Here is a 13,921-nt window from a genome sequence, read left to right as displayed (position 1 = left end):
TGTTGTGCGGTCGTACTTTTTTTTCGGTCGTCTGTCAGCGTTGGCAAAGACATACTCTTTTGCAATTTTTGGCTTGAGTGTCGGCTGGTGCGAATTGCAAATGTGTATGGCTTTTAGCGTCGGGATAATTCAACCTATTAATATTCTTCATCAATTTCCTTTAGCATAATCCCCAATTCGTCAAATTCCTTGTCAAATGCTATCATAAAAATTTCAGCATCCTTTTTGCCTAAAAGTTCATTGTTTTCATACCAATTTCCCATCTGTTCTAAAATGTAATAAATATTGCCTAATGTGTATTCCACACTTTCAGGTATTGAGCTTCTGAACCTTTTTTTTAGTTCTTCTTCAACTTCTTTCATTTTTGAAGTGACTATTTTAATATTTCCTTCTGCTTGAAATGCTCTTTGCGTATCTGAATAGCCCCTTTTAATCAACTGAATTGAATAGTTTAGAGTAGATACAATTGAGTGAAGACTTTCGCTTTTATGTTTTTCTTTATGTTGGTTTATCTTTTCGTTAATCATTTTAATTACTTTAATTAATACGTTATTTGCCAAGTTATTTTGTTCGTCAATAATTTTCTTTAAGTCTACTTTTTTAACTACGAAATCTGGCGAATAACCTGCATAACTGAATTTATATTTTGAATTTGGTCCCTTATCAATGAAATAAAATTCTGGTTTACCATTTACTTTTCTTGTAGATGGATGACCTACAATATCATTTCTTATTTCTCTGTTTTTATTATCAAAGTCAAATTGGGTAAAGAAGTCACTAATACTTTTGAATTTCTTTCTTGAAATATTTTGGTACAAGCCATATAGACCATCTTGTTGACAAAATGTAGCTTGCAGAACGCCATAAATATTTAAAACAGAACGGTTCGGTATTTTAGTCTCTGGAATTGCTTTGAATTCATCTATTGCATCTTGACAATCTTCTATTAAGTCTAAAGACGTAAAGCACTTTTCATAATCACCAAAAACTTCTTTAAAGTGATTAGGTTGAAACATTCTGTTGTGAATGTCATTATTTATTTTTCTACTTAACTCCTGAACGGTCATACTATCTCAATTTCATCAATCTCCTTCATCAATCGGTCTGTTTCGCATAGCGCCACAATGATTTTTTGATAGTGCAGAATATCGTCAAACTCTAATTTGCGGCCTTTACGGTCTTTGAGCCATTTTTGAGCGGGTTGATAACCGCCAATATAAAACTCCCAAGCTACTTGCGGAACATTGTCAAAATATTGCGTGTCGTTGATGTAAACTTTACCGTCTTGATATTTGAGTTTGCCAACCACATTATCGCCATCTATAGGATATTGCGTAATATATTGCTCAACGGTTGGACTTTCTAACAAATGAATTTGGCGAATTTCTCCGCCTAATTTTACCAATTGCCAAAACGTGTCTTGGTCTTTTGGATATGGCACTCTTGGAAAATCTATTTTTAAAAACTCTTTGTATTTCTCTCTATAACTTGGCGAATGCAAAACCGCATAGATGTAGTCTAAAATGTCAATTGGGGCAAAAGTGTTTTCGGTGGTTTCTTTCTCGTTGGTGAAAGTTAAAGCCAAATTATCTGCAATTTGCCTTACAATTTCAGCTTTTAGATTTGGTGTTCTTTCTGTTGATTGGTCAATGGTTTGTTGTCCGTTGGTTTCGGGATAGATATAAAGTGGGAAAATAGCCGATTGCGTAGTTCTCTCACCGCATTTGGTTTCCATTATATTTTTTGAAATATAAAAATGGTCACAACTTTCAGATTTATTGCTTCTTGCAGTAACTAAGCCAATATTTTCACCATTGATAAAGTGTTGCATGACCTTTCTTACTGTTCGCCAAACCAATTTATCTTCATAAAAAACAAAGCGGTTATCAAAAGGTCGATAAGAAATAGGTTCGATATACTTACTTAAATCAGTTTCATTTTTTATGTTGTCATATCCTTGTAATATATCCCAACCTGTCTTTTTTCTTACGTTGAATTCTTTATGCAAAAATTCGGCATCTCTTGGTGAAGATTGGAATCTTTTATAAAATTCTAATAATTCTGCTTTGTTTTCTTGTATAACAAAATCATCGTGTGCAGTGGTTAATCCAACTCCATTAATTATAAATAAATCATTAATTGAAAATCCCTTGTCATAAGCTGCTTTTGCTTCAAAATCCTTTTGCACCATAAAATACATTGGTGCTACATTTGGTAATTCATTAAATTCAATAGATTGGATGGAGTTTTCATTTAGAAAATCGTACTTAAAATCACGTTTTCCATAAAGGTCATAATGGAGCACTTTACCTAATTCGTTAGCTTTCTTTTTTCCTGTTTTTACAAAAACATTAATAGACACGCCTTGTTGAATATCAAAAACATTAATGTCTGCACTTCCGTCTGGTGCAGTTTCTTTTTTCTTGCTATTCCCGTGTAAATCTATTGTATAAATTTTGTCATAGGTTTTCAGTAAATTCCAACGCATTCCCCTAAAAGTTGGATTGTCTAAAAATCCGTGTGGATTGATAAAAGCCAAAACACCGCTTCCATTTTTTTCAATAAAATGCTGACCATATCTCAAAAACTTTACATAATCATCATTTATCCATTTTGGGTTTCGTTCTTTTAATTTTTCTTTTCCACCTGGTTCTTTTTTGTAATCATCCATTAGGCTCATAATCCATTCGCCTTTATTGGCACTTTCTCCGCTATATGGCGGATTTCCAATCACACACATTACAGGTGTATCTCGTTTGATGTGGTTGGCTTCATTGGCTTCTGTACTCAACCAATTTGCAAATAGAGTTCCTGTGTCTTGGTGGTGTTCTTCTAAACTATTTGTTAGGTAAACTCTAAATCTTTGGTTGGTGGTAGGTTTGTAACCTGTTTCGGTTAAAAGCAAATCCAATTTCAAATGTGCCATTGCATAACTAGCCATTAGCAACTCAAAACCGTTCAAGCGTGGCAATAAATGCGTTTCTACATAGTTGCTCCAAATGCCTTGTTGTCCTTGAAATTTTTTGTGAATGTGTTTTACTACTTCTGCCAAGAAAGTTCCCGTTCCTGTGGCAGGGTCAAGAATTTGTACTTTGTGTACTTCTTGTTCCATTTGTTTGTAACCTGTTGCTGAACGCTTGTCTGCGGTTTGGGTGTTTACTTTTATGCTTGTTTTGCTAGTGTCAGCAAGACCTTGCGGTAAATCAAATTCCGTTTTCAGAATGTCGTCAACTGCCCGAACAATGAAATTTACAACGGGTTGCGGTGTGTACCAAACGCCACGAGATTTACGCAATTTTGGGTCGTATTCGCTTAGAAATGTTTCATAAAAGTGAATAATCGGGTCTTCCATTTTGGTGGCTTTCCCGTAGTTCTTTAAAATGTCGCTGACGTTACAAGCCAAGAAGATTTCTGAAAGGTTTTCTACAACCCATTTAATTCGGTCGTCAATGTCTGGTCCGGCAATGTAACCAAAGAGTTTTCTTAAAAAAGGATTTGATTTTGGAATCAGTTCAGCCGCTTCTTGTCTGCTAAAATTATCCAAAGTTGGGTCGTGCAAACGAGCTGCAAACATTCCGTAAGCAATGGTTTGAGCGTAAACGTCTGCAAAACCTTGTGGTGTAATGTCGTGAATCAGAATTTGCTTGAAAGCCAACATTTGCTCTTTTAGCGTACTGTTCTCTTGATTTTCTTCATCACTGGTCAACGACTTTTCAATAATATCAGAAAGAAGGCGGGCTTTGCCCGCCATCATTTCTGCTAATTTTTTTGAACTTTTTATTGTTTGCCCAACGTGAACGCAAAAGTCTTTGATTAGATTTTCAAAGTTTACAAAGTTCTCTGGCAAAGGTTTTATGCCTTTGTCGGTTATTTCAGCAATGGCAATTTTTGTAATGAATTCGCCTTCTCGGTACAGATGAAAGTTGATGTAGTCCGTAAAAATCAAATTGTTTAGAGAAGCTTTGTATCGGTCAAACTGCTCTTTGTTTCCTGTTTTCTTTGTTCCGTCAAGGTCTTTGTCCCCAATGTCTTTAGCTTCTATAAATCCAACAGGAATATCTTTTTTAGTCAAAATGTAGTCAGGTGCACCGCAACTCTGTCTTTTCGGTTCGTTGGTTGCTCTGATAGTCGGCACCAAACTTTCCAAAAGTTGTTGTAAGTCGCCACGAAAAGTATGTTCGGTTGCGTTTCCGAGTCTGTACCTTTTGTCTAAGTTGTCAATATATTGTTCTAATGTCATTTATTCTTTCAATTTCTGTCAGAGCGTTGGCAAAAAACAGCTCTTTTGGTTTTTTTAGCGTTAGCTCTTGTGTCGGCAAAAACCAAATGTGCTGTTTGTGCGGTGGGCTTTTTGTATGTTGCCCAACTAGTAAATATCCTCAACCACTTGTACTTTTTTATAGGTTATCATAAAAGATTGCAGTAAAAAGGCCAGTTGAATTGGTTGGTCGGTATAAACATACACATTTAAATCCTAATATATACGGTTGAGGATAAACTTATATGGATGTGATTGGAGTCAACAAATGTCCACCACCTAAAGCTTTAATTTTTTTCTTTTTCAGTTTTAAGTAACGAGAGGTATGCTTTTACAAGAATAAACGTATTTAGCAGCCAAAATGCCGTGTAAAACCAAATACTTATAGAATAGCCGAAAAAAGTTTTAGGATCCGTTTCGCTAAGCATTCCAATAAAAAGTAGCGCCGATACAATTGCACAGATTAGGAATAAAGTCTTTCTTTTCATAGTTTTTTCTCGCTCTCGTTTAATTCTATTTCAACATTCAGATTATCTCTTGTTAAAATCACAGAGTTTGGTTTTCCATCTTTTATGTTGAATGTTAAGAAATTTGGATTAAAAAAGATGATGCGATTACTAAAAATTTGCCAGGACTATAATAATACCCTCTGAATCCTTTCCAATAATTTAGTATAAGTTTTTGTGGTCTTAATAAAGCAATTTTAATGTTCTTAAAAAACGATTTTTCTAATGAAAAAAGATTGCCAAACAAATCTTCTAAAATCGATTTGGTAGAAATCCTTTCACTTTTCAGATGCTGCCGACATTTGAAACAATATTTCTCATAAATTTCATTGGAGCATATCAAACATTTCATTTTCTTTTTTTTCGTCCGGAAATTATTTATAACAGCGTTATGTATGTTTAGTTGCGTGGTTAAGCACTTAATTAAGTAATTCCAAGTATTTACCTGTCAGCAAACAGGGATTCGAACGTTGTCGAATCTGCCGTGATTGCGGTTATAATTTGTTATAGGCAGGTTTTAGTTTATAGTTAAATTTAAAATATTTAGGTAATTCTAATTTAGAGTTGAATTTCTCTCTTAGATTTGATATAAATTAATTACCCTGTACATCAAATACAGGGTAATTTTAGGAATAAATATTAGTCAAGAAATTCAATCACTTGTGCCGAAACCGTCACAGTTTTCTTTCCCACAAAAGGGAAACTTGTCCCTTTAATTTCAACCGTTTCATTTATAATTGCTTTAGCACTTCCTTCTAAATTTGCTTTCTCAAGCATTTCTTTTCTTGCTTCCGCTATTAATGCTTTTTTAGATAAACCACCGATACCAAGAATATATGTAACGCTTGCGTCACCAGATACACTGCTAATAACTTTAAAGTTATTATCTGCTAAAACAACCTCAGTTGTATGATTGTTAATATTGGTTGTTAAACCATAATGCCCCGCGCAACTCGTGAGAAGAACTGTGCTTACTAAGCCAGCGATAATTGTAAATTTTTTAATCATTTTAATTTATTAAATTTTTACCTACTCCTATTTTTAGTCTTTTTTCGGTTTATTCAGACTTTAATTGTTATTATATTTCAACTTGCTTATAACTAATAATATCCTCAACCACTTGTTCTTTTTTATAGGTTATTATATAAAATTCCAGTAAAAAGACCCGTTATGTTGATTGGTGGGTATAAACATACACATTTAAATCCTAACAAATACGGTTGAGGATAAACTTATGTAAATTTAAAAATATTAATATTCATAAAAGCTACAAGCCATCTTCTCCACTTCAGTTGCCTCGCCGATCCCAACTGGATCTTAAAGCTTCCTCAATTGCTTTAAGCAATGTATCTCAGGGCGTCAAGTTTACGTAAGCAAATTCAGTATAAATTATTCACTAGCCAGTGCAGGTGGTTTTAAAAGGGGTCTGTATTTATTTTTTAAAATAATTAAAACTAATTTCTATTTTTATCCAAAATCAATAGAATGAAAATAGTTCTCAAGTTACTGAAATGGTTGGCGGGTATCCTCATCCTCATCGTTATTGGACTGTATGCCACAGGCTATGGCTATGTGCTTAAAGGCGTTCGCGTGGTTTATCTCACCGGTCATGATACTGCCTTTATTGACGATTATCCCTATTTTGATAACCGGACAGTGGCGAATGCCAATCCACAGCCCCTAGCCAAGCATGAAGATTACAAAAGCGTTGAAATGCCAGAAGAGCTGAAACAGACGCATGAGACCTATGGCAGCATCGCCTATTTGATCTTTAAGGACGGGCAGCTGTGGCATGAATATTATACTGAAGGCTATGGCCCCAACTCGCATACCAATTCCTTTTCTATGGCTAAAAGTATTACCACTTTGCTTTTAGGTAAAGCCATTGAAGAAGGCCACGTGGAAAGTTTGGACCAAAAGGTCACTGACTTTTTTCCCAACCTGAAAGGGGAATATGCCGAGCAGGTCACTGTAGGCGACCTGGCCTCGATGGCCTCTGGACTCAATTGGAATGAAAATTACTACTCTCCTTTTTCGGTTACTGCCCAGGCTTACTACAAAAGCAATGTAAGAGAGTTAATCCTGGACTTATCTGTAGACGAACAACCGGGAGAAGCATTTAAATACCTCAGTGGCAATACCCAGCTTTTGGGGATGGTGATAGAAAAGGCGACTGGTCAGCATTTATCCAACTACCTTAGCGACAACTTCTGGAAACCCATGGGAATGGAAGAGCCTGCCTACTGGCAGCTCGACAGTGAAGAAAGCGGTATGGAGAAATCCTACTGCTGCCTGGCCTCCAATGCTCGCGATTTTGCCAGAATGGGATTACTGGTCATGAATCAGGGCCAATGGAACGGAAAGCAGCTGCTTAACTCCAATTTTATAGAAAAAAGCATACAACCCCGCTTTAAAAATGATCCTGAATACGGGTATGGTTTTTGGCTGGAGGAAATTGGCGGTAGGCCTTTTTTCGTAATGCAAGGCGTTCTAGGACAGTACGTTATTGGCGATCCCAAAAATGATGTGTTAATCGTTCGCTTAGGCCATCATCGAGCGTCTAAAACCGATAAGGCTGTGTTTCCCGCCGATTTTTATAAGTACCTGGAAGGGGCTTATACAATGCTGGAAGACGCTGACTAGTTTTTCTGGTTCTGATTCACCAAATCCATTAGATCAACGTCATTACCTAACAAAACCTCCTGAGAATTGATTCGCCCAGCTGGGGTGTCGTTTTCTAATTTTAAAACGCCTCTTGGGCACACTGAAGCGCAAATGCCACAACCCACACAAGAGGATCTGACGATATTTTCTCCTTTTTGGGCGTAAGCTCGCACGTCGATACCCATTTCGCAGTAAGTCGAACAGTTGCCACAGGAAATGCACTGCCCGCCGTTGGTCGTGATTCTAAATTTTGAAAACAAGCGCTGCTGAAAGCCTAAAATCGCGGCCATGGGGCAACCAAATCGACACCAGACCCGATTTCCAAAAATAGGGTAAAAGCCAACGCCTACCACCCCAGAAAATATCGCGCCAATCGCAAACCCGTAACTAGACCTTAAAGTTTCTGCTTCAAACACAAAGATTTTATCGGTCATTCCCGAAAAGTGTAAACCGATTAAGGCTAGAATCAACACCAAGAATCCGATAGCAGCATATTTGGCATCCTTTTGTAATTCTTGGCGTTTGTAAATCATCACCCAACTGAAAACTATCGTCAATAAAGTAGCGACGCTAATTAAAAACGCCGTTCCTGATAACCAGTACTGATCGGTCTTAAGATAAGAGTATACCACAGCGGTTGTCGAAATCACCACAAATACCACCACGGTATGCACCAGCCAACGCTCGAGTTTCCAGGCGTTTTGTGACTTGTCACTCAAATGACGGAAGGGATCGCCAGCAGTTTCAGCCAGACCTCCACAGCCACAGACCCAGGAACAGTACCAGCGTTTACCGTATTTGTAAGTTAATATAGGGGTAATCACCAAAATCGAGAGCACTCCAAAAATCAGTAAGCCAATGCCTACAGAACCAGCGCTGATGAATTCATCGACCCGGTATTGCTCGAAGTTGTAATAGTTCAAAGGCCAGATGTTGACCAGGTTATAATAAGGCAAAGAAAAATCGTCTCCATTGAGTCTGGCCATAACTTCCGGAATGATAAAGGCAAATCCCAGCTGAAAAAACATCACCGAAAAGGTCCTTAGGCGCTGGTAGCGGTTATGTCTGTATTTCCAAAGAAACTTAATTCCAAAACCAAGGATAGCCAGCGTATACAGAGTCCCATACACAAACCACTGGCTGGCGGGATTACCGCTCAAGGCTTGACTTAACGGATCGAACAATGCCACGATTCCCGTATTCTCCCCTTCGCTATTAAGCCCCAATAAACTCGGGTAAAAGTATAGCACCACGTAAAATCCTGTGAGAAGTAAACCTAAAATATAGGCCCATAATCCCCGATTGGTCAGGGACTTAAAATACACCCCATCATTTTTAATGCCTTCAGGCAAATGCGCATAACTGGCTTTGCTGTACCAAACAATTCCCGCAGCTACCATCCCTAACGACAGACTTAACCAGAGCGTTTTGGGCTGGAAACCGATATCGGTTATAGACAGACTCATGATCAAAAGTCCTGCAAGACCAAGCGCACTAGATAGTTTTTGTTGAATAGACAAAGCCTCTGGAGCATTCCCGGTGACCGACATGTTTAAATTTGCACTCATAATTTTAGTTTTTAGACCTCACAGGTTTTGGATGCTTGTGAAGTTTTGTTTTTTTCGAGACCTCAAAGTCCCCAAAGCTTTGGGGACTTTGAGGTCTGGTTCATATATTATACTTCAGCTTTTTGTGTTCTAAAGACGTTGATAATCTCATTCTCATAATGTTTATAAAACTCGGGATCAAAATTAGCTAGCTTCAAGTTGTCAATCACCTCATCTACCGTCGCCTTTTGGGTTAGCCAGTGGTCAAACACCTCATGCCGAAGTCGTATTCCAAAGGTATTGATACCCTTAAACTGTCGTGATCCTTTTTCGTATTGGATATGGATGCATTTTTTGCCATCCTCGTGTTCCCAGTAGAAATCGGTATGTCCTTCGGGAGGTTTGGGAAATACCCAGCCGTAAGTCTGGTACTCGATATCAAAAAACTTAGCAGAGTTAAACCAATGTCCCGGTTTGTACTCCATAGGATTGCCACAAAGCGTCTGCGCCAAAGTTTCTCCCATCATCCTTCCGGTGTACCAAACAGCTTCCACCGCAGGTCTGTTGCCGATAGGTTCGCGTTGCTCGGCACAATCACCAATAGCGTACACATCAGTCACGCTTGTTTCCAAATGTCTATTGACTAACACCCCTCGATTCAATTCGATGGCACTGTTTTTCAAAAACTCAACATTGGGAGAAACTCCGGGGGTTAGGCCTACGACATCACAGTCCACAACTTCGTCGGTTTCTTTGATTTTCACCCCTTTCACTTTGCCCTGTTCGTCGGTTAAAATCTCATCGAGATTGGAACTTAAACGAAGATCGATGTGATGCTCTCGGATGTGCCTGTCGATGAGCTTAGCTTCTTCATCTGGCAGGACATTATTCCAAAAATGAGGCTCACGGACTAGAAATGTCACGGGTATATTTCTGGTGGCCAGCATTTCGGCTAACTCCACACCAATTAAACCACCACCCACAATCACAGCACGTTTGCAGACTTGGTTGTTGGGAGCCAATTCTTCTAGCTCTTCCAGATCCTGCTTGCTTACAAGCCCAAGGACTCCTTTAGCGTCCTGTCCCGGCCAGCCAAATTTATTGGATTTGGAACCACAGGCAATCACCAGTTTATCGTAGGCAAACAGCTCCCCGGACTCCAGCTTTAGTCGTTTTTGGTCGGTGTTGACCTCAGTGACATAAGCCTGTTTTAACTCTAATCTGTTTTTTTTCCAGAATTTATCTTCATAAGGCTTCAGGTGATCCCATTTCATATGTCCCATGTACACGTACATAAGCGCCGTACGTGAAAAGAAATGTTCACTTTCAGAAGAAATCAAGGTGATCCGTTTATCGGATAGCTTACGGATATGTCTGGCCAAAGTCACTCCAGCAATTCCATTTCCGATGATGACGATGTGTTCTTGTTTCAAACCTTTTAATTTTAGTTAGGGTAATCTGCAGATGAATGCTGAATTTACTAAAGTTTATCCAATCCGATCATGGTCAATGACTTTTTCATTAAAAGTCATTGAACTTAACCTCTGTTTTTATTAGATGTTTTTGATACTGAAGTCATTACTTTCAAAACTATATCAAAACCTTTGTATGGCAGACAAACGATGCTACTGCCCGTTTAGCTCCCAAGAATAGGTTAAGTAATCGATAGACGCGTCTTCATCGATGCTTGTGTCTGCATATTGATTGATGAATTGGATGACTGATGTTCCTTCAGATTCAAAATCGGAAGCATACCACTTAAAGATTTTTGATAATTTGACTTCTGAAGCAGATAATTGGTTTTTATCAGAATTGACGAAGTCATAAGCAGCCTGATCTAATTGCTGGTCTAATGTAGTCGCCAGAAAAGCTTCATCGGCCAGTTTTGGACAAGACTCTGAGGCGCAGTTGACAGCAAAATGCACTCTGGGATCCCCCATTTTCAAAAGCAATCCTTTTTCGATATCGTCTAATGAATATGCTTTATCCCCAATTTTAGCAAAAGCCGTTGTAAAGGGTTTACTAAAACGGCCATCGATCGCTCTTATGCTCTCCACCGGATAATGCTTCACGATCAGTTTTACGGTAAAAGCATTATAGGCATTGATCAAATAAGCTTTCTTTTGATTCGTGGTCCAGGACAATTTTGGAGGGTTTTGTTCCAATACCCTTAAGTAAGCATCTAAGGCCTTTTCATTGCTTTTAAAAGCCTTATAATCAACGTTACCTTCGTTATCGACGTGAGATTTCACCAGCTGATCCCATTGCAGATGTTGATGAATATCTTGAGCAAATCCTGTAGTTCCTAATGACGAAAGAAGGCATATAATGAATAAATGTTTTAATGTTTTCATGTTGTTTTTTATTACTTACGATAATTGAAAAGGCGAAGTTCATTCATCGTCGACAAACATCGTTCAACTTATATCAAAGTCAGGAGAAATTTAACAGAGAATTCATTGGATTCAAAAATGAATAGTCTACCAGATTGGTAGAAATTATATACTTTTGCCGAATATTTATATTAAAAACTACAACTACTTGACTTATAGGCTAAAAAGTCGATTTTAAACCATATAACCAACCCCATCATTGATGAACGAAAACCAAATAAAAGCCATTGAAGCTTCCATAAAAGGAGGGGAAGCCATCATGGAAATTTATAAAGAGGATTTTGATGTAGAATATAAAGACGATGCGTCTCCATTAACTCTGGCCGATAAAAAGGCAAACGCCATCATCATGTCGTTTTTGGAAACCACCTCTTTCCCCATAATAAGTGAAGAAAATAAAGAAATTGAATACAATGACCGTCAATCCTGGAGCCAGTGCTGGATTGTAGATCCGCTGGATGGCACCAAGGAATTTATCAAGAAAAACGGCGAATTTACAGTGAACATTGCTTTGATAGATCAGCAGCGACCTGTGTTTGGAGTCATCTATGTCCCAGCTCAACGCTTGCTTTATGTCGGAGATGTAGCCTCTAAAACCACGTATAAAGTAGAAGTTCCACATCAGGATTATACGGTTGAAGCGCTGCTAAAAAACGCTGAGCTTTTGAAACCAAGTCAGAATTCTAATCCTATTCGGGTGGTAGGTAGCCGATCTCACATGAATCAGGATACTCTGGATTATATTAAAGACCTCAAAACGAAATACAGCAAACCGGTGGATATTGTTTCTAAAGGAAGCTCCTTAAAATTTTGTTTGGTCGCCGAAGGAAATGCCGATGTCTATCCTCGCTACGCGCCTACGATGGAATGGGATACAGCCGCTGGACAAGCCATCTGTAAAGCGGTTGGATTGGACGTGATCAGCTTAGATACCAACGAAGAAATGCTTTACAACCGGGAAAATTTACTAAACGGATACTTTCACGTTAAAACTAAACTATGAGCGAAAATATAGTCATTCACGATTATGAGATTTCCAGAGCTAAGCGAAACAAAGTCAACGGACACGAGTCCTTTGTACTTTGGTTTACAGGACTTTCTGGGTCTGGTAAATCCACTATTGCTAACAAAGTGGAAGAAGAGTTGTTCTATAAAGGCATCAGCACCTATGCCCTGGACGGAGATAACATCCGCAGCGGAATCAATAAAGGACTTGGGTTTACCAAAGAGGACCGACTGGAAAACTTAAGACGTATTGCTGAGGTTGGGAAATTATTTATCGACGCTGGCATAGTGACCATCGCTGCATTCGTTTCGCCTTTGATTTCTGATCGAGAGCAGGTGAAACAAATCGTTGGCGAAAAGGATCTGATTGAAATTTTCGTGGAAACCTCCCTGGAAGAGTGCGAAAAACGAGACGTTAAAGGGCTCTATAAAAAGGCCAGAGCTGGAGAAATCAAAAATTTTACGGGAATTGATGCACCATACGAGGCTCCAGAATCTCCAGAACTTCATATCAAAACTGAAACCACCCAAGTGGACGAAGCCGTCCAGCATATCATTAGCTATTTAGAAGAAACCCATAGAATATAATTTCATGAGCACGTATTATTTAAATTATTTAGAAGAGCTTGAGTCTGAAGCCATTTTCATCTTAAGAGAAGTCTGGGCTCAGTTTCAAAACCCAGTCATTTTATTTTCTGGTGGAAAAGATTCTATCCTGGTCACGCATTTGGCCAAAAAAGCCTTTCATCCAGCCAAAATCCCATTTGCTTTGATGCATGTGGACACTGGCCATAACTTTCCGGAAGCCATTCAATTTAGAGATGATTTAGTGGAGAAACTAGGGGTGAATCTTATCGTAGGCTCAGTTCAAAAATCGATTGACACGGGACGGGTTGCCGAGGAAAAAGGAAAAAACGCCACCCGTAATGCACTGCAAATTACCACCCTACTAGACACCATCGAAGAGCATAAAATCGATTGTGCAATTGGCGGTGGACGAAGAGATGAAGAAAAAGCTAGAGCTAAAGAGCGCTTCTTTTCTCATAGAGATGAATTTGGACAGTGGGACCCAAAGAACCAACGCCCGGAACTGTGGAACTTATTAAATGGAAAGTACTTTGAAGGCGAGCATTTTAGAGCTTTCCCCATCAGTAACTGGACCGAAATGGACGTGTGGAATTACCTCACTAAGGAGGGTATTGAAATCCCTTCACTTTACCTGGCTCATGAACGTGAGGTCGTAAAAAGAAACGGCTCTTGGATTCCTAATTCTGAATTTCTTGTTCTGGAATCTAACGAAGAAATTGTCAAGAAAAAAATACGCTTTAGGACCCTTGGGGATATCACCATTACTGGAGGTATAGAATCTGAAGCGGATACTATGGAAAAGATTGTCGAAGAAGTGTCTACCATGAGAGAAACCGAACGCGGCAACCGAAGCGATGATAAACGTTCTGAAACCGCCATGGAAGACCGTAAAAAAGACGGTTACTTCTAGACTTTTTTCAATTCAATATTTTAAATTCTGATTACAAAACTGACTCATAC

10 protein-coding genes are annotated in these 13,921 nt (G+C 38.6%); 4 read left to right on the top strand and 6 right to left on the bottom strand.

The features are described 5' to 3' along the window. Positions 1 to 137: 137 nt before the first annotated feature. The 3 genes from F598_RS0102550 to F598_RS0102535 all read right to left on the bottom strand — a co-directional run bounded on the left by F598_RS0102550 (position 138) and on the right by F598_RS0102535 (position 5,772). On the bottom strand, positions 138 to 1,067 hold the full coding sequence (locus tag F598_RS0102550; RefSeq protein ID WP_019037452.1) for a hypothetical protein: 930 nt from the start codon (positions 1,065 to 1,067) through the stop codon (positions 138 to 140). Then, a complete protein-coding gene (locus F598_RS0102545) occupies positions 1,064 to 4,240 on the bottom strand; it encodes a type ISP restriction/modification enzyme (protein ID WP_019037451.1) in 3,177 nt (1,058 codons plus the stop codon). Before F598_RS0102545 ends, F598_RS0102550 begins: the two co-directional genes overlap by 4 nt. Before the next feature lie 1,163 nt (positions 4,241 to 5,403). Then, the gene (locus F598_RS0102535) at positions 5,404 to 5,772 is read right to left on the bottom strand and encodes a DUF6567 family protein (protein ID WP_019037449.1); all 369 of its coding nucleotides are present in this window, start codon (positions 5,770 to 5,772) and stop codon (positions 5,404 to 5,406) included. Between the two features lie 477 nt (positions 5,773 to 6,249). Here F598_RS0102535 and F598_RS0102530 point away from each other — a divergent pair, with 477 nt between their 5' ends. Beyond that, positions 6,250 to 7,407, top strand: coding sequence for a serine hydrolase domain-containing protein (locus F598_RS0102530; protein ID WP_019037448.1), 1,158 nt, complete (start codon positions 6,250 to 6,252; stop codon positions 7,405 to 7,407). Here F598_RS0102530 and F598_RS0102525 read toward each other — a convergent pair. The 3 genes from F598_RS0102525 to F598_RS0102515 all read right to left on the bottom strand — a co-directional run bounded on the left by F598_RS0102525 (position 7,404) and on the right by F598_RS0102515 (position 11,329). Next, a complete protein-coding gene (locus tag F598_RS0102525) occupies positions 7,404 to 8,996 on the bottom strand; it encodes a 4Fe-4S binding protein (RefSeq protein WP_026302470.1) in 1,593 nt (530 codons plus the stop codon). The two genes, F598_RS0102530 and F598_RS0102525, sit on opposite strands and share 4 nt — an antisense overlap. Positions 8,997 to 9,103: 107 nt before the next feature. Further along, positions 9,104 to 10,408 (bottom strand): NAD(P)/FAD-dependent oxidoreductase, encoded by a 1,305-nt coding sequence (locus F598_RS0102520; protein ID WP_019037446.1) that lies wholly within the window; start codon positions 10,406 to 10,408, stop codon positions 9,104 to 9,106. Positions 10,409 to 10,600: 192 nt separating this feature from the next. Continuing rightward, positions 10,601 to 11,329: a DUF547 domain-containing protein gene (locus F598_RS0102515; RefSeq protein ID WP_019037445.1), complete on the bottom strand. Its 729-nt coding sequence runs from the start codon at positions 11,327 to 11,329 to the stop codon at positions 10,601 to 10,603. 241 nt (positions 11,330 to 11,570) lie between these two features. Between F598_RS0102515 and cysQ the strand changes: the two genes are divergently transcribed. From cysQ to cysD, 3 genes are read left to right on the top strand one after another with little or no spacing between them, the layout of a single operon-like run. Further along, complete coding sequence (cysQ, locus tag F598_RS0102510; protein ID WP_019037444.1) at positions 11,571 to 12,371, top strand: 3'(2'),5'-bisphosphate nucleotidase CysQ; 801 nt, start codon at positions 11,571 to 11,573, stop codon at positions 12,369 to 12,371. Beyond that, complete coding sequence (cysC, locus tag F598_RS0102505) at positions 12,368 to 12,961, top strand: adenylyl-sulfate kinase (RefSeq protein WP_019037443.1); 594 nt, start codon at positions 12,368 to 12,370, stop codon at positions 12,959 to 12,961. The genes cysQ and cysC overlap by 4 nt, the downstream gene beginning before the upstream one ends. Positions 12,962 to 12,965: 4 nt before the next feature. Next, positions 12,966 to 13,871: a sulfate adenylyltransferase subunit CysD gene (gene cysD, locus F598_RS0102500; protein ID WP_019037442.1), complete on the top strand. Its 906-nt coding sequence runs from the start codon at positions 12,966 to 12,968 to the stop codon at positions 13,869 to 13,871. The last annotated feature ends 50 nt before the right edge of the window (positions 13,872 to 13,921 follow it).

The organism is Psychroflexus tropicus DSM 15496 (genome assembly GCF_000378765.1).
GTDB classification, from domain to species: Bacteria; Bacteroidota; Bacteroidia; order Flavobacteriales; family Flavobacteriaceae; genus Psychroflexus; species Psychroflexus tropicus.
This window is presented reverse-complemented; position numbering and strand designations above follow the sequence as displayed.

Bases quoted from the DNA above. Each gene is read 5' to 3' on its own strand.
- F598_RS0102550 (WP_019037452.1), bottom strand. From the start codon at position 1,067: ATGACCGTTCAGGAGTTAAGTAGAAAAATAAATAATGACATTCACAAC.
- F598_RS0102545 (WP_019037451.1), bottom strand. From the start codon at position 4,240: ATGACATTAGAACAATATATTGACAACTTAGACAAAAGGTACAGACTC.
- F598_RS0102535 (WP_019037449.1), bottom strand. From the start codon at position 5,772: ATGATTAAAAAATTTACAATTATCGCTGGCTTAGTAAGCACAGTTCTT.
- F598_RS0102530 (WP_019037448.1), top strand. From the start codon at position 6,250: ATGAAAATAGTTCTCAAGTTACTGAAATGGTTGGCGGGTATCCTCATC.
- F598_RS0102525 (WP_026302470.1), bottom strand. From the start codon at position 8,996: ATGAGTGCAAATTTAAACATGTCGGTCACCGGGAATGCTCCAGAGGCT.
- F598_RS0102515 (WP_019037445.1), bottom strand. From the start codon at position 11,329: ATGAAAACATTAAAACATTTATTCATTATATGCCTTCTTTCGTCATTA.
- cysQ (WP_019037444.1), top strand. From the start codon at position 11,571: ATGAACGAAAACCAAATAAAAGCCATTGAAGCTTCCATAAAAGGAGGG.
- cysC (WP_019037443.1), top strand. From the start codon at position 12,368: ATGAGCGAAAATATAGTCATTCACGATTATGAGATTTCCAGAGCTAAG.
- cysD (WP_019037442.1), top strand. From the start codon at position 12,966: ATGAGCACGTATTATTTAAATTATTTAGAAGAGCTTGAGTCTGAAGCC.